The sequence below is a fragment of the Sphingopyxis sp. LC81 genome (genome assembly GCF_000756375.1).
Classification (GTDB): domain Bacteria; phylum Pseudomonadota; class Alphaproteobacteria; order Sphingomonadales; family Sphingomonadaceae; genus Sphingopyxis.
The window spans coordinates 1-20,879 of the sequence record NZ_JNFD01000005.1 but is presented as its reverse complement, the minus strand read 5'-3'; the positions used below and the strand labels follow the sequence as shown (position 1 = coordinate 20,879).

Here is a 20,879-nt window from a genome sequence, read left to right as displayed (position 1 = left end):
GCAGATGATCCTACCCGGCGACTTCGAATGGCAGAGCTGTTGACGAAAAATCCGGCTTGACGGAATCAAGCGATCCCCGCCACCCTCGCGCGTAATCGGGCGAAGGGGGAAATTCGGTAAATGCAATATGATGCGCGTTTGCTCGTCCCCACTTTGCGGCGGTCATGGGATATGGCGGTCGCCATGCCGGGCACCGTTTCGGTCGCGTGGCTGGCAACCGCGGTTGCAGGGATTGCCTCGGATGTTGCCATGGAGCGGATAGGCGGCAGCGGCAGCGGAATTCTGATTGCCTATGGCATTGCCATTACCTTCGTTCAGGTCTGGATCACGCGCGAAGCCTTTGCGCAGGCAGGGATCGCGGCCGCCATGTCGGTCGCCAATTCGCTGAGCGTCTATTTGCAGGGCCTGTTGGTCGGGCTCGGCGTGTTGCTGGGGCTCGTCCTGCTTGTCTTGCCCGGGCTCTATATCTTTGCGCGCTGGTATCTCGCCAGCGCGTTGCTCGTGCGCGACGAGGGCGGCCGCCGCGCGGCGATGCAGCGAAGCTGGGATATGCTTGCGGTGCATTGGCCCGCGGCGCTTGGCGTCGGGTTGATCCTGTTCGCGCTATCGGTGGCGCCGTTGGCGGTCGAACTCGCGGCGCCGGCTCTGGCGGCCGAATACGGGTTTGGCTGGTTGGTGGCGACGAATCTGGCCGCCGCGATCGGTATTGTGGGGAGCTATCTGGCCGCGGTGGCCCTGCTCTTGAACACCGAGCAACCGGCATCGACGTTACAGGAAATTTTCGGTTGACGCGGCGCCCGTCGGCGCCACCCTCACGCGTACGTACGTAAGGGACAGCTAGGACTAAAGGTTTTTCATGCAATTGGTAATTGTGGAATCGCCCGCAAAGGCGAAGACGATCGAGAAATATCTGGGGCGCGACTTCAAGGTGCTGGCGTCCTATGGTCATGTCCGCGATCTGCCGCCCAAGGATGGGTCGGTCGATCCCGACGACGGCTTTGCGATGCAGTGGCAGCTGTATCCCGACAAGACGAAGCGGATGAAGGAAATCCAGGACGCGGCGAAGGCCGCCGATCGATTGATCCTCGCGACCGACCCTGATCGCGAAGGTGAAGCGATCAGCTGGCATGTGCAGGAATTGCTGCGCAGCAAAAAGGCGCTGCCGCAGGAGGTCGACCGCGTCACCTTCAACGCGATCACCAAGGATGCGGTGCTGACCGCGATGGCGCAGCCGCGCGCGCTCGACGACGATCTGATCGACGCCTATCGCGCCCGCCGCGCGCTTGACTATCTCGTCGGCTTCACCCTGTCGCCGGTGCTGTGGCGCAAGCTGCCCGGCGCCAAATCGGCGGGCCGCGTCCAGTCGGTGACGCTCCGCATGATCGTCGAACGCGAGCGCGAAATCGAAGCCTTTGTTGCGCAGCAATATTGGTCGATCACCGGGCTGTTCGAAATGTCGGGCACGCCGTTCAAGGCGCGCCTTGCGCAGTGGCGCGGCGACAAGATCGAGCGGCTGTCGATCACCAGCGAAGCCGATGCGCGCGCCGCCGAAGCCGATGTGAAGGCGGGGCATTTCACGGTCGATGCGGTCGAGACCAAGCCGCTGACGCGCAATCCGCCGCCGCCCTTCACGACGTCGACCCTGCAACAGGAAGCCGCGCGCAAGCTGGGCTTTTCCGCCAGCCACACGATGCGGGTCGCGCAGGGACTCTATGAGGATGGCGCGATCACTTACATGCGTACCGACGGCGTCCAGATGGACGGCGCCGCGATCAGCGCGGCGCGCGCCGCGATCGCGAACCGCTATGACGGCGGCTACGTCCCCGACAAGCCGCGCATCTATCAGACCAAGGCAAAAAATGCCCAGGAGGCTCACGAAGCGATCCGTCCGACCGACTTTTCAAAAGACAAGGCGGGCAGCGGCGATCATGCGCGGCTTTACGAACTGATCTGGAAGCGCGCGATGGCGAGCCAGATGGCCTCGGCGCGGTTGGAGCGGACCAGCATCGACCTGACCGACGGCACCGGAAAAACGGTGATGCGCGCCACCGGACAGGTCATCAAATTCCCCGGCTTCCTTGCGCTGTATGACGAAGGCCGCGACGACAGCAACGACGATGACGACGCACGCCTGCTGCCCGCGATGGCCAAAGGCGATGCGCCCGCAAAGACGGGGGTCGAGGTCGAAAGCCACGAAACCCAGCCGCCGCCGCGCTATTCCGAAGCCAGCATGGTCAAGAAGATGGAAGAGCTGGGGATTGGGCGCCCATCGACATGGGCGGCGATCCTGCAGGTTCTGAAGGATCGCGCCTATGTGACGGTCGAGAAGAATCGCTTCATTCCCGAAGAAAGCGGGCGGTTGCTGACGGCGTTCCTCGAACGCTTTTTTGCCCGCTATGTCGAATATGATTACACCGCCGGGCTCGAGGAAGAGCTCGACGACGTGTCGGGCGGCCGCGCGCAATGGCAGGCGGTGCTCGAACGCTTTTGGCGCGACTTCAAGCCGCGCACGGGCGAGGTGATGGAGCAGAAGCCGTCGGAGATCACCGCGGCGCTCGACGAGTTCCTCGGGCCCTATCTCTTCCCCGACAAGGGCGACGGCAGCGACCCGCGCATCTGTCCCAATTGCGGCACCGGGCGGCTCGCGCTGCGCGGCGGCAAGTTCGGACCGTTCATCGCGTGCAGCAATTATCCCGAATGCAAGTTCACGCGCAAATTCGCGCAGCCCGGCGGCAATGGCGAGGCCGACACCGGTCCCGAGGCGATGGGCACCGATCCCGAATCCGGGCTGGAAGTGACCAAGCGCAGCGGACGCTTCGGGCCCTATATCCAGCTCGGCGACGGCAAGGAGGCGAAGCGTTCGTCGATCCCCAAGGATATCCCGGGCGAGGATTTCGATCTCGATTATGCGATCAGGCTCTTGAACCTGCCGCGTGAGGTCGGGGTGCACCCCGAAAGCGGCAAGCCGATCATGGCGGGTCTCGGGCGCTACGGCCCGTACCTTCTCCACGACGGCAAATATGCGAAGCTGACCGGCACCGCCGAAATCTTCGACATCGGCATGAACGCCGCGGTCGTGCGCATCGCCGAAGCGGCAGCCGGCGGCGGGCGCGGGCGCACCAAGGCCGAACCGCTCAACACCTTCGGCCCGCATCCGACGAGCGGCGGCGAGATGAAGCTGATGGAAGGACGCTTTGGTCCCTATGTCACCGACGGAACGACCAACGCGACCTTGCCGAAAAGCGCCGACCCGGCGACGCTCACGCTCGAAGAGGCGATCGCGCTGATCGACGCGCGCGCTGCAAAGGGACCGGCGAAGGGCAAGAAGAAGGCCGCGCCGAAGAAGGCTGCAGCGAAGAAGCCCGCAGCAAAGAAAGCGCCTGCAAAGAAGGCTCCGGCGAAGAAAAAGACGACGGCCGAGTAGCAGCAGGCCGTCCCTTCATCTCGTCATTCCCGCGAAAGGGGGAGCCTAGCGAGGAACCATTGCTGCTGGGTTCCCGCTTTCGTGGGAATGACGGAGTTTTGGCGTGTCGTACCGGTTGGCGTTCCCGACGCCCCAAACCCATGATAAGGGTGGCGCAATTGGGGAGATCTTCTCATGCGCCACCTGCTTGCCGCTATCCTACTCACCATCATGTCGGCGCTTTCACTCCCTGTAGCCGCACAACAATCCCGATATCTGATTTCCGCCCAGCCGATGACCGATACCCCTCCGGGCGTGCAGGCGTGGCGCGTCCAATATTGGACAACGAACGGCAATGGTCAGCGCTTCGCCGTCACCGGCGTTGTTGCTGCGCCGATGGAGGCGATTCCACCGCGGCCGCGCCGTGTGATCGCCTGGACCCACGGCGCATGGGGCGTCGCCGAGAAATGCGCGCCGTCGCTCAGCCCGGACTTCTTTGCCTATAGCGCGGGAATGGACGCGGTTCGCAGCGGTTATGTCGTCGTCGCGCCCGATTATATCGGCCTCGCCAGCCCGACGATGCATCCTTTCCTCGTGGGGCCCGACACCGCCAACGCGGTTCTCGACGCCGTGCGCGCGGCGCGCGAGATTCCCGGCGCGGCGGCGGGCAGCAACTTTGCCGTCTGGGGCGAATCGCAAGGCGGCCACGCCGCGCTGTGGACCGCGACCGCGGCACGCTCCTATGCGCCCGACCTCACACTGGTCGCCACGGCAGCAGCCGCGCCGCCCACCGACCTCGCCGCCAATCTGCGCGAGGGGAGCGACAAGAATGCGCGCGCGCTATTGCTGTCCTTCGCACTGCACAGCTGGTCGACGCTCTATGGCTTCTCGATGGACGGCATCACCAACCGCACGAACCAGGGCATCATCACCCGGCTGGCGCAGAATAATTGCGTCGCCTTCAACAAGAAGCCCAAGCTCGGCACGATCCTCGGCATCCTCACCATCGCCCGCGCGACGAAGAACAAGGACATCGCAAGGATCGAGCCCTTCGGCTCCTTCGCACGCACCAACAGCGTCGACCCCGCGCGTGTGCCGGGGCCGCTACTGATCGCGCAGAGCCGCAACGACACGATCGTCGCGCCCGCGGTTACGCGCAAGTTCGCCAAATCGGTCTGCCGGCGCGGAACGCCGCTGCGCTGGATCGATATGACGGGCGATCACGGGGCAAGCGCGCGCGAAAGTTCACAGGAAACGATCGGCTGGATCACCTCGCGCTTTGACGGCAACCCGCCGCCGAATGATTGCCGCAGCCTGTAGCCGCCCTCTTTCCTGCCGCGATGCGAGCATGTTAGGACGGCGTGATGGAGGGTGAAGCCATGCGCCTTGTGATTGCTGCATTATTTGTCGCTTCAACAGCCGCCGCGCTGCCCGCCACAGCGCAGCAGGCCGGGACATTATCGTCGGCCGAGCCGCTCGCCGAGGCGCCAGCCGGCGCGCAGGCGTGGCGGGTGCGCTACTGGACCAGCAACCAGGACGGGCTGCGGCAGGAGGTGACCGGCATGGTCATCGCCCCGCGCGAGGCCACACCGAGGCAGCCGCGCCGCGTCATTGCCTGGGCGCACGGCACGACGGGCGTCGCCCAAAAATGCGCGCCGTCGGCGACCCCCGCCAGCTACGCCGCCGCTCCGGCGATCGACCAGATGATCGCGCGGGGCTATGTCGTCGTCGCGCCCGATTATCCGGGGCTGGGGTCGCCGATGCCGCACCCCTATCTTGTCGGCCGCGACACCGCCTATTCGGTGCTCGACGCGGTACGCGCGGCGCGGATGATCCCCGGTGCCGGAGCCGGCACGCGCTTTGCGGTCTGGGGCGAATCGCAGGGCGGACATGCAGCGTTATGGACCGCGGCGGTTACCCGGTCCTACGCGCCCGACTTGACACTGGTCGGCACGGCCGCGGCGGCTCCGCCGACCGATTTGGGCGCCAATATGCGCGAGGCGAGCGACGCCAATGCGCGCGCCTTCCTGTTGTCGTTGACATTGTACAGCTGGTCGCAGCGGTTCGGTTATTCGCTGAACGACTTCGACAGGGGCAATCAGGGGGTCATTCGGCGGCTGGCCGAGAATAATTGCCTCGAACTTGGCAAGAAGCCCAAGCTCGGAACCCTCCTCGGCATCCTGTCAGTCAAGCAGACGATCAAGAAAAAGGATTTTACGCGGATCGAACCCTTCGCCGCTGCGATGCGCGCCAACAGCGTCGATCCCGCGAGCGTTCCCGGACCGATCCTGATCGCGCAGGGAACGAAGGACACGCTCGTCGCGCCCGCAGTCACGCGCAAATTCGCAAAAGCGGTTTGCAAACACAGGACCCCGGTGCGCTGGATCGAGATTCCGGGCGGCAGCCACGTCGACGGCGCGCGCGGCGATCGCGCGGGCGAGACGCTGGCGTGGATCGAGGCGCGGTTCGATGGCGGCGCGGCGCCGGATGACTGCCGGCGGATCTGACCAGGGGTCAATCGACCCAGTCGAGCCCCATGTCGCGATAGACACCGCGATCCTCGTCCCAGTTCGCCTTGACCTTGACGTGCAGGAACAGGTGGACCTTGCGGCCGAGCAGCTCGGTCAGTTCGGCGCGCGACTTGCTGCCGATTTCCTTGATCCGCTCGCCCTTGTGGCCGAGGATGATCGCGCGCTGGTTGTCGCGCGCGACGAGGATCTGCTGGTGGATTTCGGCGCTGCCGTCGGGACGCGTCGTGAATTTCTCGGTTTCGACGGTCGACTGGTACGGCAGTTCCTCGTGGAGCTGGCGATAGAGCTGCTCGCGCGTGATTTCGGCCGCAAGCATCCGTTCGGGGGCATCGCTAACCTCGTCCTCGGGAAAATGCCACGGTCCTTCGGGCATCAGCCGGGCGAGATGCGCCTTGAGTTCGGGAACTCCGTCCCCGGTGCTCGCCGAGATGAAGAAAGTCTCGTCGAATTTGACCCGCTCGTTGAGCTGCGTCGCGATGGTCAGCAGTTTGTCCTTCTTGGTCAGGTCGACCTTGTTGAGGACAAGGAACTTCTTCTCGGGCCGTCCCTCGATCCCCTGCAGCACGCGTTCGGCGCGCTCGCCGAGCTTCGCCGCAGCGTCGATCATCACGAGGATCGCCTCGGCCTGGTCGAGGCTATTCCACGCCGCCGCAACCATCGCGCGGTCGAGCCGGCGGGTGGGGGCGAAGATACCCGGCGTGTCGATCAGGACGATCTGCGTTTCGCCGTCCATCGCGACGCCCATCAACCGCGTGCGCGTCGTCTGCGCCTTCGGACTGACGATCGCGACCTTCTGGCCGACGAGCGCGTTGACGATCGTCGATTTGCCCGCGTTGGGCGCGCCGACGACGGCGACAAATCCGCAACGGTGGGTCATTCCTTTAATCCTTCGAGTTCGGCGAGCAACGCGGCCGCTGCCGCCTTTTCAGCTGCCTGTTTTGATGCGCCTTCGGCTTCGGCGCGCGCGAGCTTGCCGATGCTGACCGCGATACGGAAGCGCGGCGCATGGTCGGGGCCTTCGCGCGCGATGATTTCATATTCGGGCGGGCGGCGCTTGCGCGCCAGCGCCCATTCCTGCAACGCCGCCTTCGGGTGTTTCGGCGCCGCCTGCTGCCCGTCGATCATCTCGCCCCAATGCGCCAGGATGAAGCGGCGCGCGGCGTCGGCGCCCTGGTCGAGATATAGCGCGCCGATCAGCGCCTCGATCGCATCGGCGGCGATATTGTCGCTATACCGTCCGCCATCGTTGCGCGCCTGCGCGCCGAAACGGATGAGGTCGGTGAGCTTCAGCCGCTGCGCGATCGCCGCGCAGGTCGCGCCCGATGCGAGCACGTGCAGCCGTGACGACATCTCACCTTCGCTCGCCGAGGGAAAGCGCGTGTAGAGTTCGGACGCGATGACGAGCCCGAGCACGCGGTCGCCGAGAAATTCCAGCCGCTGATAATCGGCGCGCCCGGTGCTGCCGTGCGTCAGCGCCAGATCATAGACCTTCAGGTCGCCCGGGGTGCAGCCGATGATCTCGGCGAGCGCCCCGGTGTTAAGCGGATCGTTCAAAAACCGTCCCCGATGCGGCCCCAGCGCGCGGCGGTGAACCAGCTGATCGGGTTGATCCAGCTCGCCGACCCGTCGGTCGAGAACATGCCGACGAGCGCGTGGCCGACCAGATTTTCCTCGGGCACCAGCCCGATGCCCTGATTTTCCATCGCGGGGAAGCGGCTGTCGGCGCTGCGGTCGCGGTTGTCGCCCATCAGGAACAGATGGCCGGCGGGGACGACGACGAGCGGGGTATTGTCCTCGGGGATCGTCGTGATGTCGAGGATGTTATAGCTTTTGCCGCTCGGCAGCGTCTCGCGGAACTGCTTGTAGCGGCACTGACGCTGGCCATCGGCGGCGATCTCTTCGAACTCGGGCGAATAGCAGGGCAGAGTGCCCGTCATGCGCGAGGCTTCGACCATGTTCGGCGTCACCGGAATGACGAAATCGGCGATGGCTTCGCGCTTCAGCGGCTTGCCGTTCAGCCAGACGATGCCCTCTTTCACCTGCACGCTGTCGCCGGGCACGCCGATCACGCGCTTGATATAATCATTGTCGGCAACCGGCGGTGCCTTGAACACGACGACGTCGCCGCGCTCGGGCGTGCGCGCGAAAATCCGGCCCGGGATCAGCGGCGCGCTGAACGGCAGGCTGTATTTCGAATAGCCATAGGCCATCTTGTTGACGAGCAGATAGTCGCCGATGAGCAGCCGCGGCTGCATCGATTCCGACGGGATGTTAAACGGCGACAGGAAAAAGCTGCGGAAAATCAGCACGGCGATCGCGAGCAGCGCGAGGAAACGGACGGTGTCGACCGCCTCTTCCTTGGCGGACACCGGTGCCGGGGTCGGAGACGACGGCGCGGGTCCGGTCGGGGGCGTCACATCGGCGGTAAAGCTGGCATTGGTCATGCCGCGCATTGGCGATGAATAGGTTGCCACGTCAAGCAAATATCGGTGGACGACACTGGCGCGCGGGGGACGGCAGGCTTAGAGAAAGTCCGCGATTCACTCCCCTTCGAGGACAATAGACGATGACAACCGCATCCGACGCCTGGCAGGCCCTTTCGAACTGGCAGCCGCAGAAGCTGACCGATCTGGTCGCCGCCGACCCCGAAACGCGCCTGCAGGCGCTGGTGCGCAGCGTTGCCGACATCCGTTTCGACTTTGCCAAGACGCACCTCGACACGGCGGCCATCGACATCCTCTCGGGTCTTGCCGATGCACAGGATTTCGCGGGCCGGCGCAAGACGCTCTTCTCGGGCGGCATCGCCAACCCGACCGAAGGCCGCGCCGCCGAACATAGCGCCGAACGCGGCGATGGTGCGCCGGAGTCGGTCCATGCCGCGCAGGCGCTGCACCAGCGGATGCGGATGATGATCGACGCGATCGAAGCCGGCGCGTTCGGGGAGATCCGGCACCTGCTCCACATCGGCATCGGCGGATCGGCGCTCGGCCCCGATTTGCTCATCGATGCGCTCGGCCGCCACAGCGACCGTTATGACGTCGCGGTGGTGTCGAACGTCGACGGCGCCGCGCTTGACGAAGCCTTCGCCCGGTTCAGCCCCGAACATACGCTCGTCGCGGTCGCTTCGAAAACCTTCACCACCACCGAAACCTTGCTCAACGCCAATTCGGCGCTGCTCTGGCTCGAAGAAGCCGGGGTCGCCGACCCCGTCGGCCGCTTCATCGCGCTGACCGCGAAGCCCGAGCGCGCGATCGAGTGGGGCATCGACGAAACGCGCATCCTGCCGTTCAACGAAAGCGTCGGCGGACGCTATTCGCTCTGGTCGTCGATCGGTTTTCCCGCCGCGCTCGCGCTCGGCTGGGACGCCTTTGCCGACCTGCTCGAGGGCGCGGCGGAAATGGACCGCCACTTCCGGCTCGCCGACGGCGCCGACAATATCTGCCTGCTCGCCGCCTTCGCCGACCAGATTTATGCGAACCGGCTCGGCTGCCAGACGCGCGCGGTCTTTGCCTATGACGAGCGGCTGCGGCTGCTTCCCGACTATCTGCAACAGCTCGAAATGGAATCGAACGGCAAGTCGGTGACCCTCGACGGCCAGCCGGTCGGCCGCGACAGCGCGCCGATCACCTGGGGCGGCGTCGGCACCGATGCGCAGCATGCGGTGTTCCAACTGCTGCATCAGGGCACGCATCTGACGCCGGTCGAGTTCGTCGTCGCGCGCGAGCCCGACCATCTGCTCGACGATGCGCATCACGAAACGCTCGTCGCGAACTGCATCGCGCAGGGCGCGGCGTTGATGACGGGGCGCGCCAGCGAGGATGGTGCGCGCAATTACCCGGGCGATCGTCCGTCGACGACGATCCTGCTCGACCAGGTCACGCCGCGCAGCCTTGGCGCGCTGATCGCCTTTTACGAGCATCGCGTGTTCGCCAATGCCGTGCTGCTCGGCATCAACCCGTTCGACCAGTTCGGGGTCGAGCTGGGCAAGGAAATGGCGAAGGGGCTTGCCGAGGGCACGGTCGAATTCGACGCAGCAACGCAGGCGCTGATGAAGGCCGCGCTCGGCGAATAACCCTCCGCTCCATCACTGTGACCGCAAAATTCGATTGGCATCGCGGGCGGGGGTAACCACATAGGCGGCCAACGCGAACTGCACGCGACCACAAGATCAGGGGTTTTGAATGAGCGAGTTTGATTACGACCTGTTTGTCATCGGCGCCGGGTCGGGCGGGGTTCGCGCCTCGCGTATCGCCGCGTCGCACGGCGCGCGCGTCGCGCTGGCGGAGGAATATCGCGTCGGCGGTACCTGCGTCATCCGCGGCTGCGTGCCCAAGAAGCTGCTCGTTTATGGTGCGCATTTCGCCGAGGATCTGAAGGATGCGCGCAAATTCGGCTGGGACGTTCCCGACTGCAAGTTCGACTGGAACCGCCTGCGCGACAATGTCCTCGCCGAGGTCGACCGGCTCGAAGGCCTCTACGGCCAGACGCTCGACAATCACAAGGTCACGCTGTTCAAGACGCGCGCGACCGTCATCGGTCCGCAGAAGGTGCGCCTCGCCGACGGACAGGAAATCAGCGCCGAACGCATCCTGATCGCGACCGGCGGCTGGCCGCACGTCCCCGAATTTCCGGGCAGCGAGCATGCGATCACCTCGAACGAGGTCTTCCACCTCGAAAATCTGCCGAAGCGCGTCGTGATCGCGGGCGGCGGCTATATCGCCAATGAATTCGCCGGCATCTTCAACGAATTCGGCAGCAAGGTGACGATCGTAAACCGCGGCGACACGATCCTGCGCGGCTATGACGAGCAGATCCGCGACCGGCTGCTCCAGATTTCGATGACCAAGGGCATCGAATTCAAATTCAACGCGCCCTTCCAGTCGATCGAGAAGAATGAAGATGGGTCGCTGACCGTCCACCTCGAAGGCTGCGATCCGATCCAGGCCGACGCGGTGCTCGTCGCCGCGGGGCGCGTGCCGAACAGCAAGGGGCTCGGCCTCGAAGAAGTCGGCGTCGAACTCGACAAGGACGGCGCGATCAAGGTCGACGAGACGAACCAGTCGTCGGTGCCGAGCATCTATGCCGTCGGCGACGTCACCAATCGCATCCAGCTTACCCCGGTGGCGATCCGCGAGGGCCAAGCCTTTTCCGACAGCGTTTTCGGCGGCAAGCCGACGGTCGTCGACTATGCCAATGTCCCGAGCGCGGTGTTCAGCCATCCGCCGATCGGCGCGGTCGGGATGACCGAGGCCGAGGCGCGCAACAAGCTCGGCTCGATCCGCGTCTACACCAGCGATTTCCGCGCGATGAAAAATGTCCTCGCGGGCCGCAACGAGCGCGCGCTCTACAAGATGGTCGTCAACGCGGCCACTGATCAGGTCGTCGGGTTGCACATGATCGGCCCCGATGCGCCGGAGATCCTGCAGGCGGCGGCGATCGCCGTGAAAGCGGGGCTGACCAAGGCCGATTTCGACGCGACGGTCGCGCTGCACCCGAGCATGGCCGAGGAACTCGTGCTGCTGAAATAATCCTGTTACCCTCCTTGCTCAACGAGCGAGGAGGGTCGCATGACGGGAACGGCATTGGTCACCGGGGGCAGCGGCTATATCGCGGGCTTCCTGATCCGGCAGCTCATCGACAATGGCTGGGCCGTCCACACGACAGTCCGCAGCCTGAAACGCGAAGCCGAGGTGCGCGGCTGGCTGGGTGTCGACAACGCCAGGCTGCGCTTTTTCGCCGCCGATCTCGAAAATTACACCGGCTGGGCGGATGCGATGGCGGGGTGCAGCCATGTCGCACATGTCGCATCGCCTTTTCCGCTCGACGTGCCGAAACATCCCGACGAGCTGGTCGTTCCGGCGCGCGAGGGTGCGCTCCGCGCGTTGCGCTTCGCCAAGGCGGCAGGCGTTAGGCGGTTCGTTCTGACCTCGTCGATGGCGGCGATCGCTTATGGCCATGGCAAGGGTCGCGACATCTATAGTGAAGCCGACTGGACCAACCTCGATAACCCCGAGGTCATGCCCTATCCGCGCTCGAAAACCGTTGCCGAGCACGCGGCGCGCGACTGGGTGAGGGCCGAGGGCGACGGCATGGAATTCGCCTCGGTCAATCCCGCCGCGGTGTTTGGGCCGTTGCTGTCGGACGACCTCTCGACCTCGATCGAACTGGTGAAACAACTGCTCGAGGGCAAGGTGCCGATGTGCCCCGACATCGGTTTCGGGATCATCGACGTCCGCGACGTCGCGGATCTCCATTATCGCGCGCTGACCGCGCCCGCGATCTACGACGAACGCTATGTCTGCTCGGGACCGTTCCTGAAGATGATCGACGTCGCCAACCTGCTGCGTGCGAACCTTGGCGAGCAAGCGCGGAAAGTGCCGAAGCGGAAGATGCCCGACTGGCTGCTCAAGCTGCTCGCGCTCGTCCGGCCCGAGCTGAAACAGCTCGTCGCCGAACTCGGCAATGTTCGCGGCGGAGACAGCAGTCATGCGATGAAGACGTTGGGCTGGACGATGCGCCCTCCCGAGGAGGCGATCCTCGCGACGGCGCATAGTCTGATCGAGCGAGGGATCGTGAAAGTTTAGTCCCCCTCCCATTTATGGGAGGGGCTAGGGGAGGGCGTGTTTCGGGCGTCCACGACATAACAGGCCCTCCCCCAACCCCTCCCGCAAGCGGGAGGGGAGAATGGGCTACCCAATCCGGTACGGCACAACATCCCTGCGATCCGGGTCCACCAATATCGGGCGGTCGCTCGGCGGAAACGCACGCTGATCGCAATCGTCACGCGGACAGATGCGGCACGACAGGCCGATCCGCGTCGCCGCCTGCGGTGCGGCGACGTCGACCCCGTCGGCATAGACGAAATCGCCCGCATATTGCGCCTCGCAGCCGAGCGCGACGGCGTAGCGGCGCGGACTGCGCGCATAGCTGCCCGACGGCTTCACCAGCCCCTTCGCCATCGACACGTAGCGCAGGCCATCGGGCGTCTCGGCAAGCTGGAACAGGATGCGGTCGGGGATCGCCGCGGCCTCGTGGACGATCCACAACGGGCACGCGCCGCCGAAGCGCGCGAACTGGAGGCGCGTCGCCGAATGCCGCTTGGTGATATTGCCCGCCATGTCGACGCGGCAGAAGAACATCGGGATGCCGCGCGCGCCGGGGCGCTGGAGCGTCGAGAGGCGGTGGCACGCCTGTTCGAAGCTCACGCCATATTGCATCCGCAGCCGGTCGATGTCGTGCCGCACCGCGCGCGCGCTGGCACGGAAGGGAGCATAGGGCATCAGCACCGCGCCCGCGCCGTAGTTGGCAAGGCCGACGTGGAGCAGTTGCCGCGCCGCCGCCGTACGCAGCGGCGACGCTTCGACGACCGCCGCGATTTCGTTCGCCAGCGCGAGCGCGGCGAGCTGGTGCGCGAGCTGGAAGCGCCGGCTTTCGGCGGGCAGCGACGGATCGATCACCAGATGGCGCATCGTGGCATCGAAATCGCGCAGCGCCTGCGCTTGCTGATAGACGATCGAAATGCCGAGCGCATCGCGTAGCCGCCGCTCGATCGTTTCGACGGACGGAGAGGGGTCGCGCCCGCGCAGCTGGCCCGCCAGCGCCTCCGCCGCGCGATCGATGCTGTCGACATAATTGCCCGCGTCGTGAAACCAGTCGCGCACCTCTTCCCACGGCAGGCGGCTGCCCTCGGCGGTCCCGCCGGTCAGTGCCTCGTCGATGATCTGGAGCCGCTGCCCGGCGCGGCGATAGGCCGCGTGGAGCGCGACGAACTGCTCGGCGAGTTGTGGCTGTTGCAGCGCGGCGCGTTCGAGCTGTTCGGGTGCAAGCGGCGAGGCCGCGAAAAGCGGATCCGCCGCGGCTTCGCGGAGCGCCCCCGCACGGCGGTCGCCGGCATCCGCCGCGACTTCTTCCCATTCCAGCGGAAACAGCTTTTGCAGCCTGTCGAGCAGAGCGGGCGTGAGCGGGCGGTCATCATGCTCGATCTGGCTGAGGTAGGAAATGGAAATGCCGAGCCCGCCCGCGAAATCGGCCTGTTTGGCCCCCCGCGCGATACGGAGTTCGCGGAGCTTTGCTCCAGCAAAAATGCGCTGCCTTGCCATCGAAATGGGCTCCATTGCGATGGGTGTCGAGCCGCCGCGGGAGTTTAGGGAGGGGTATTGCGACGTCTCGACACCCTTAAAACGTTTGAGCGGACAATATACGGCTATTTGCAAAGTTACAATTTACAACTTTGCAAATTCACATTTGCGCGGACGGTGCAATCGGAGCAGACGACGCCTTCCAATTCCGATGGAGAAGCCAGTGTCCGCCAATATCGCCGAAATGGAACGCCGCCGCGCCGCCGCAGCCTTGGGAGGCGGGCAGAAGCGCATCGATGCGCAGCACGCCAAGGGCAAGCTGACCGCGCGCGAACGGCTCGACGTGCTGCTCGACGAAGGTTCGTTCGAAGAGCTCGACACCTATGTCGAGCATAATTGCACCGATTTCGGCATGCAGGACCAGGTCGTTCCCGGTGACGGCGTCGTCACCGGTTCGGGCACGATCAACGGCCGCCTCGTTTATGTCTTCAGTCAGGATTTCACCGTCTTCGGCGGCTCGCTGTCCGAGCGGCATGCCGAAAAGATCATGAAGGTCATGGACAATGCGATGAAGGTCGGCGCGCCCGTTATCGGCCTCAATGACAGCGGCGGCGCGCGCATCCAAGAAGGCGTAGCGTCGCTCGGCGGCTATGCCGAGGTGTTCCAGCGCAACGTGCTCGCCTCGGGCGTCGTGCCGCAGATCAGCCTGATCATGGGCCCCTGCGCGGGCGGCGCGGTGTACAGCCCCGCGATGACCGACTTCATCTTCATGGTGAAGGATAGCTCGTACATGTTCGTCACCGGTCCCGACGTCGTGAAGACCGTGACCAACGAGGTTGTCACGCAAGAAGAGCTCGGCGGCGCGATCACGCACACGACGAAGAGCTCGGTCGCCGATCTGGCGTTCGAAAATGATATCGAGGCGCTGCTCGCGGCGCGCGATTTCTTCGATTATCTCCCCGAGAACAACCGCAGCGGCGTTCCGGTGCGCCCGACGAGCGACCCTTATGATCGCACCGATACGAGCCTCGACACGCTGATCCCGCCCAATGCGAACCAGCCCTACGACATGCACGAGCTGATCCGCAAAACCGTCGACGAAGGCGATTTCTTCGAAGTGCAGCCGGCGCATGCCGCGAACATCATCTGCGGCTTCGGGCGCATCGAGGGGCGCACGATCGGCATCGTCGCGAACCAGCCGCTCGTCCTCGCCGGCGTGCTCGACATCAACTCGTCGAAGAAGGCCGCGCGCTTCGTCCGCTTCTGCGACGCCTTCGAGATTCCGATCATCACCTTCGTCGACGTCCCCGGCTTCCTGCCCGGAACCGCGCAGGAATATAACGGCATCATCAAGCATGGCGCGAAATTGCTCTTCGCCTATGCCGAAGCGACGGTGCCGAAGATCACGGTGATCACGCGCAAGGCCTATGGCGGCGCGTACGACGTGATGGCGTCGAAACATCTGCGCGGCGACCTCAACTATGCCTGGCCGACCGCCGAGATCGCGGTAATGGGCGCAAAGGGCGCGGTGGAGATCATTTTCCGCAGCGACATCGGCGACCCCGAAAAGATCGCACAGCGCACGAAGGAATATGAGGACCGCTTCGCGAACCCGTTCGTCGCGGCGTCGCGCGGCTATATCGACGAGGTCATCCACCCGCACAGCACGCGCAGACGGATCGCACTGGGGCTACGCAAGCTCAGGAACAAGAGCCTCGAGAATCCGTGGAAAAAGCACGACAATATTCCGTTGTAAGGATCTATTAGCATGGCGACATATCAAGCGTTGATCGAATGGGAGGCGTCGCCTTCGGATGATGTTGCCGGCGGCAAATACAGCCGCGGCCATCGCTGGACATTCGATGAGGGCATCACCGTTCCGGCGTCGTCGTCGAAACATGTCGTGCCGCTCCCCTGGTCGGTCGAAGCCGCCGTGGACCCGGAGGAGGCGCTCGTCGCCTCGGCTTCGAGCTGCCACATGCTGACCTTTCTGTACATCGCGACAAAGGCCGGATTTCCGGTTCGATCCTATCGCGATGCCGCGGTCGGAACGATGGCCAAGGGCGAGGACGGCCGGGTCCAGATTACGCGGGTCGATCTTTTCCCCGAAATCGAGTGGGAAGGATCGGCTCCCGATGCGGAAACGTTGAACCGCCTGCACCACGACGCCCACGACCAGTGCTTTATCGCCAACAGCGTCAAATTTCCTATCGAGGTGGTGTCATGAAACTCGGCCGCCTGAACCATGTCGGCGTTGCGACGCCGTCGATCGCTGACAGCATCATTTTCTATCGCGACGTGATGGGCGCGACGCAGATCCATGAGCCGTTCGACCTGCCCGAACAGGGGGTGAAAGTCTGCTTCGTCGACACCCCGACCGATACGGGACTGAACGGCACACAAATCGAGTTGATCGAACCACTGCCGGGCAATGCATCGATCGCGGCTTTCCTGCAAAAGAACCCCGCAGGGGGGCAGCATCATCTGTGTTACGAAGTGCCCGACATCCACGCCGCCAAGGCCGAGTTCGAGGCGCTGGGCAAGCGCGTCCTCGGCGAACCGCGGATCGGGGCGCACGGGACATTGATCTTCTTCGTCCACCCCAAGGATATGGGCGGGGTGCTGACCGAGATTATGGAGACGCCGAAGGCGGCGCATTGAACATTCTCCTCTCCCCTTGCGGGAGAGGAAAGTGAAGGTTGGGGACCTGTCCCCTACCGGAACTTGGAGAGGGGTGGGTTGGCGAGCCGGTGGCTCGCGACCCCTCTCCCAGCTTCGACTAGGCGGCTAGCCGCCAAGTCTTCGCAACCCTCTCCCGCAAGGGGAGAGGGGTTAGGGACAAGAGACTGCATATGACCGACAAGCCGACAATCGACCAATGGGCCGCCGCCGCCGACAAGGAAGTGAAGGGCAAGGACCTCACCTGGGCGACGCCCGAGGGTATCGACGTCAAGCCGCTTTACACGGCCGACGATGTGGCGACCGATCCGGGCCTCCCCGGTTTCGCGCCCTTCACGCGCGGCGTGCGCGCGTCGATGTATGCGGGCCGCCCCTGGACGATCCGGCAATATGCGGGATTCTCGACCGCCGAGGAATCGAACGCCTTCTATCGCCGCAATCTCGCCGCGGGACAGAAAGGCCTGTCGGTCGCCTTCGATCTCGCGACGCACCGCGGCTATGACAGCGACCATCCGCGCGTCGTCGGCGACGTCGGCAAGGCGGGCGTCGCGATCGACAGCGTCGAGGATATGAAGATCCTGTTCGACGGCATCCCGCTCGACCAGATGTCGGTTTCGATGACGATGAACGGCGCGGTGATTCCGATCCTCGCCTTCTTCATCGTCGCGGGCGAAGAGCAGGGGGTCGACCGCAAATTGCTGGACGGGACCATCCAGAACGACATCCTCAAGGAGTTCATGGTCCGCAACACGTACATTTATCCGCCTGAGCCCTCGATGCGGATCATCTCGGACATCTTCGGCTACACCAGCCGCGAGATGCCGAAGTTCAACAGCATCTCGATTTCAGGCTATCATATGCAGGAAGCCGGCGCGACGCAGGTGCAGGAGCTGGCCTTCACGATCGCCGACGGCGCCGAGTATGTGCGCTACGGCGTGGCATCGGGGCTCGACATCGACAAGTTCGCAGGGCGTCTCAGCTTCTTCTTCGCGATCGGCATGAACTTCTTCATGGAAATCGCGAAGCTGCGCGCCGCGCGCGTTCTGTGGCACCGCGTGATGACCAACCTTGGCGCCAAGGACGAGCGCTCGAAGATGCTGCGCACCCATTGCCAGACCTCGGGCGTCTCGCTGACCGAGCAAGACCCGTACAACAATGTCATGCGCACGACGATCGAGGCGATGGCGGCGATGCTCGGCGGGACGCAGAGCCTCCACACCAACGCGCTCGACGAAGCGATCGCGTTGCCCACCGATTTCTCGGCGCGTATCGCGCGCAACACGCAGATCGTCATCCAGGAAGAGACCGGGATGACCAAGGTCGTCGACCCGCTCGGTGGCTCCTACTATGTCGAGGCGCTGACGCAGGAACTCGTCGACAAGGCGTGGGAGATCATCGAGCGCGTCGAAAAGGAAGGCGGCATGGCGAAGGCCGTCGCTGCGGGCTGGCCCAAGGCGATGATCGAGACCGCCGCCGCGGCGCGGCAGGCGCGCGTCGACCGCGGCGACGACGTGATCGTCGGGGTGAACAAATATCGCCTGAAGGACGAGGATCTGCTCGAGACGCTCGAGGTCGATAACGCCAAGGTGCGCGAAGGGCAGATCGCGCGGATCAACCGCATCAAGGCGTCGCGCGACGAGGCAGCCTGCACCGCCGCCCTCAAGGCGCTGCGCGACGGTGCCGCCCAACCTTCGAGCATCGAGAACAACCTCCTCGCGCTCGCGGTCGAAGCCGCCCGCGCCCGCGCGACGCTCGGCGAGATTTCGTCGGCGATGGAGGAGAGCTTCGACCGCTACGGCACCCAGCCGACCCCGGTGAAGGGCGTCTATGCTGCGCCCTATGAGGGCGACAGCCGCTGGCAGCAGGTGCTCGACGGCGTGAAGGCAGTCGAACGCCGCATGGGGCGCAAACCGAAGCTGCTTGTCGCCAAGATGGGGCAGGATGGACACGATCGCGGCGCGAACGTCATCGCGTCGGCGTTCGGCGACATGGGCTTCGATGTCGTCTCGGGTCCGCTGTTCCAGACCCCCGATGAAACCGTCGTTCTCGCGCTCGACAGCGGCGTCGATGTCGTCGGCGCGTCGAGCCTCGCGGCGGGGCACAAGACGCTGATCCCCGAACTGATCGGCAAATTGAAGGAAGCCGGGCGCGGCGACATCAAGGTCATCGCGGGCGGGGTCATCCCGCCGCAGGACTATCAATATCTCCGCGACGCGGGCGTGCAGGGCATCTATGGCCCCGGCAGCAATGTGGTCGAATGCGCCGCCGACGTGCTGCGCCTGCTCGGCCACAATATGCCGCCGCTGGAGGACGCTGCTTGAACCGTTCGCTTCGCCTGATGACCGTCGGACTTGGCGCCGTCGCGGCCGTTGCTGCGCACGCCGAGCCCGCGAACCGTCCGAGCGAGTTCCGCAAGGATGTCGCCGTCGAGTGGATCTACAAGCAGCAGATCGACGATGTCTATTTCACCAACTGGTACGGCCGCCTCGAAAAGACCGACGGCCCCTGGCGCGACATCTATTTCGAGACGAGCGACAAATATGTGAACAAGGGGCTGGTCCGCCTCAACTGCGACGATCCCGAAGCCGATATCGCCTTCACGCTCTACGGCGTCGGCGAATATGGCGATGCCGAAACCGGGCGGCAGGTGACCATCAGCTATGGCGACCGCCGGCCATGGGCGGACGGCAATTATCAGGACATGTTCGGCGAAACGCCGACGATCGAATTTTACGGCGCCGCGCTCGAGCGCTTCTGCAAATAACATCAAAGGGCCGATAATCCATGAACCTCTCCCAACCTGCCATGCAAGACGATCAACCGCGCACCGACTGGACGCGCGAGGAGGTCGCCGAGCTGTTCGACCTGCCGTTCGACGAACTGATGTGGGAGGCGCAGGGCGTCCACCGCCGCCACCATGCGCATGGACAAGTCCAGCTTTGCACTTTGCTCAGCATCAAGACCGGCGGCTGCGTCGAGGATTGCGGCTATTGCTCGCAGTCGAAGAGCGCCGACAGCGGATTGAAGGCCACGAAACTGATGGACGTCCGCGCGGTGCTGCAATCGGCGGCGCAGGCGAAGGATTCGGGATCGAAGCGTTTCTGCATGGGCGCCGCCTGGCGCAACCCCAAGGAGCGCGACATGCCCGCGATCGTCGAGATGATCGAGGGCGTCCGCCAGATGGGCATGGAAACCTGCATGACGCTCGGCATGCTGACCAGGGAACAAGCGCAGACGCTCGCGGTCGCGGGGCTCGACTATTACAACCACAATATCGACACGAGCCCGGAGAATTACGAAAATATCATCTCGACCCGCACCTTTCAGGACCGCCTCGACACGCTTGAGGAAGTCCGCAACGCCGGGATCAACGTCTGCTCGGGCGGCATCGTCGGGCTGGGTGAGAACCGGCAGGACCGCGTCGGCTTCATCCACGCGCTCGCGACGCTCGAACGCCACCCCGAGAGCGTGCCGGTCAACGCGCTGGTGCCAGTGAAGGGCACCGTGCTCGGCGACATGCTCGCCGACACGCCGCTCGCGAAGATCGACGATATCGAGTTCGTCCGCACGATCGCGGTCGCGCGCATCACCATGCCGAAATCGATGGTCCGCCTGTCGGCGGGTCGCGAGAGCATGTCGGAGGCGACGCAGGCGCTCTGCTTCATGGCGGGCGCGAACAGCATCTTCACCGGCGACAAGCTGCTCACCACCGGCAACCGCGGCGACAATGCCGACGCGGCGCTGTTTGCGAAGCTGGGCCTGCGCCCGATGGAGAGCGAAGAGCCGATGCGTGCGCAGATGGAAGCCGCGGAATGATCCTCTCCACCCTCTTGGCGTTGGCGGGAGCTGCGCAGACACAAAAGCCGAATTGCGACACTTGGCTGTCTCAGAATGAAATGAATGGTTGCACACGTTTGGAGTTCGAGCGTGCCGACGCAGAAATGAATGCGCAATGGAAGAAAGCTGTCGCCAAGTCAAAGGCGTGGGACCGTGAGCCTGAGCACACTCCTGACGGACGGCCTGGATATTTCGAGACGCTGTTGGCTGCTCAGCGTGCATGGCTAGGTTTCGTGGACAAAGGGTATCCATAGTTTGACTGAGGCGAGTGCGACGAAGCCGAGGTAAGATTCCTTGGTTTTGTCGTAGCGTGTGGCGACACGCCGCCAGTTCTTGAGCTTGTTGAACAGA

18 protein-coding genes and 1 pseudogene are annotated in these 20,879 nt (G+C 64.5%); 14 read left to right on the top strand and 5 right to left on the bottom strand.

Annotation, left to right across the window (positions count from 1 at the left end; translation table 11 throughout):
* The first annotated feature begins 183 nt into the window (after window positions 1-183).
* The 4 genes from FG91_RS03460 (at window position 184) to FG91_RS20825 (ending at window position 5,910) form a co-directional block, all read left to right on the top strand.
* Window positions 184-789 (top strand): hypothetical protein, encoded by a 606-nt coding sequence (locus FG91_RS03460; RefSeq protein ID WP_152567989.1) that lies wholly within the window; start codon window positions 184-186, stop codon window positions 787-789.
* Between the two features lie 67 nt (window positions 790-856).
* Window positions 857-3,424, top strand: a complete 2,568-nt coding sequence (topA, locus tag FG91_RS03455) for a type I DNA topoisomerase (RefSeq protein WP_037512036.1) — start codon at window positions 857-859, stop codon at window positions 3,422-3,424.
* A gap of 273 nt (window positions 3,425-3,697) precedes the next feature.
* Window positions 3,698-4,723, top strand: a complete 1,026-nt coding sequence (locus FG91_RS03450) for a lipase family protein (protein ID WP_037512033.1) — start codon at window positions 3,698-3,700, stop codon at window positions 4,721-4,723.
* 59 nt (window positions 4,724-4,782) lie between these two features.
* Window positions 4,783-5,910, top strand: a complete 1,128-nt coding sequence (locus tag FG91_RS20825; protein WP_161785623.1) for an alpha/beta fold hydrolase — start codon at window positions 4,783-4,785, stop codon at window positions 5,908-5,910.
* Window positions 5,911-5,917: 7 nt separating this feature from the next.
* Here the strand turns inward: FG91_RS20825 and era are convergent, their stop codons facing one another.
* From era to lepB, 3 genes are read right to left on the bottom strand one after another with little or no spacing between them, the layout of a single operon-like run.
* On the bottom strand, window positions 5,918-6,811 hold the full coding sequence (era, locus tag FG91_RS03440) for a GTPase Era (RefSeq protein WP_037512032.1): 894 nt from the start codon (window positions 6,809-6,811) through the stop codon (window positions 5,918-5,920).
* Window positions 6,808-7,488 (bottom strand): ribonuclease III, encoded by a 681-nt coding sequence (gene rnc / locus FG91_RS03435; protein ID WP_037512031.1) that lies wholly within the window; start codon window positions 7,486-7,488, stop codon window positions 6,808-6,810. Before rnc ends, era begins: the two co-directional genes overlap by 4 nt.
* A complete protein-coding gene (gene lepB, locus FG91_RS03430; protein WP_037512098.1) occupies window positions 7,485-8,303 on the bottom strand; it encodes a signal peptidase I in 819 nt (272 codons plus the stop codon). Before lepB ends, rnc begins: the two co-directional genes overlap by 4 nt.
* A 197-nt stretch (window positions 8,304-8,500) precedes the next feature.
* Here lepB and pgi point away from each other — a divergent pair, with 197 nt between their 5' ends.
* The 3 genes from pgi to FG91_RS03415 all read left to right on the top strand — a co-directional run bounded on the left by pgi (window position 8,501) and on the right by FG91_RS03415 (window position 12,518).
* Window positions 8,501-10,006 carry a glucose-6-phosphate isomerase gene (gene pgi, locus FG91_RS03425; protein WP_037512029.1) on the top strand — a complete coding sequence of 502 codons (1,506 nt, stop codon included), beginning with the start codon at window positions 8,501-8,503 and terminating at the stop codon, window positions 10,004-10,006.
* A gap of 109 nt (window positions 10,007-10,115) precedes the next feature.
* On the top strand, window positions 10,116-11,462 hold the full coding sequence (gor, locus tag FG91_RS03420) for a glutathione-disulfide reductase (RefSeq protein WP_037512027.1): 1,347 nt from the start codon (window positions 10,116-10,118) through the stop codon (window positions 11,460-11,462).
* Between the two features lie 39 nt (window positions 11,463-11,501).
* Window positions 11,502-12,518, top strand: a complete 1,017-nt coding sequence (locus FG91_RS03415; protein ID WP_037512024.1) for an NAD-dependent epimerase/dehydratase family protein — start codon at window positions 11,502-11,504, stop codon at window positions 12,516-12,518.
* 105 nt (window positions 12,519-12,623) lie between these two features.
* Here the strand turns inward: FG91_RS03415 and FG91_RS03410 are convergent, their stop codons facing one another.
* Entirely contained in the window at window positions 12,624-14,033 is a 1,410-nt protein-coding gene (locus tag FG91_RS03410) for a helix-turn-helix domain-containing protein (protein WP_037512095.1), read from the bottom strand.
* A gap of 202 nt (window positions 14,034-14,235) precedes the next feature.
* On the opposite strand from FG91_RS03410, the gene FG91_RS03405 reads away from it, so the two are divergent.
* From FG91_RS03405 to FG91_RS22565, 7 genes are all read left to right on the top strand, one after another.
* Window positions 14,236-15,768, top strand: a complete 1,533-nt coding sequence (locus FG91_RS03405; RefSeq protein ID WP_037512092.1) for an acyl-CoA carboxylase subunit beta — start codon at window positions 14,236-14,238, stop codon at window positions 15,766-15,768.
* A gap of 12 nt (window positions 15,769-15,780) precedes the next feature.
* Entirely contained in the window at window positions 15,781-16,239 is a 459-nt protein-coding gene (locus tag FG91_RS03400; RefSeq protein WP_037512021.1) for an OsmC family protein, read from the top strand.
* Window positions 16,236-16,673 (top strand): methylmalonyl-CoA epimerase, encoded by a 438-nt coding sequence (gene mce, locus FG91_RS03395; protein WP_037512018.1) that lies wholly within the window; start codon window positions 16,236-16,238, stop codon window positions 16,671-16,673. Before FG91_RS03400 ends, mce begins: the two co-directional genes overlap by 4 nt.
* A 191-nt stretch (window positions 16,674-16,864) precedes the next feature.
* Window positions 16,865-19,012 carry a methylmalonyl-CoA mutase gene (gene scpA / locus FG91_RS03390; protein WP_037512016.1) on the top strand — a complete coding sequence of 716 codons (2,148 nt, stop codon included), beginning with the start codon at window positions 16,865-16,867 and terminating at the stop codon, window positions 19,010-19,012.
* On the top strand, window positions 19,009-19,455 hold the full coding sequence (locus FG91_RS03385; RefSeq protein ID WP_037512013.1) for a hypothetical protein: 447 nt from the start codon (window positions 19,009-19,011) through the stop codon (window positions 19,453-19,455). Before scpA ends, FG91_RS03385 begins: the two co-directional genes overlap by 4 nt.
* A gap of 20 nt (window positions 19,456-19,475) precedes the next feature.
* Window positions 19,476-20,507, top strand: coding sequence for a biotin synthase BioB (gene bioB / locus FG91_RS03380; RefSeq protein WP_037512010.1), 1,032 nt, complete (start codon window positions 19,476-19,478; stop codon window positions 20,505-20,507).
* Complete coding sequence (locus FG91_RS22565; RefSeq protein WP_081940398.1) at window positions 20,504-20,782, top strand: lysozyme inhibitor LprI family protein; 279 nt, start codon at window positions 20,504-20,506, stop codon at window positions 20,780-20,782. The genes bioB and FG91_RS22565 overlap by 4 nt, the downstream gene beginning before the upstream one ends.
* On the opposite strand, the pseudogene FG91_RS03375 reads toward FG91_RS22565, so the two are convergent.
* Window positions 20,753-20,879, bottom strand: a pseudogene (locus FG91_RS03375) (IS5 family transposase); the annotation flags it as partial. The gene FG91_RS22565 and the pseudogene FG91_RS03375 overlap by 30 nt on opposite strands.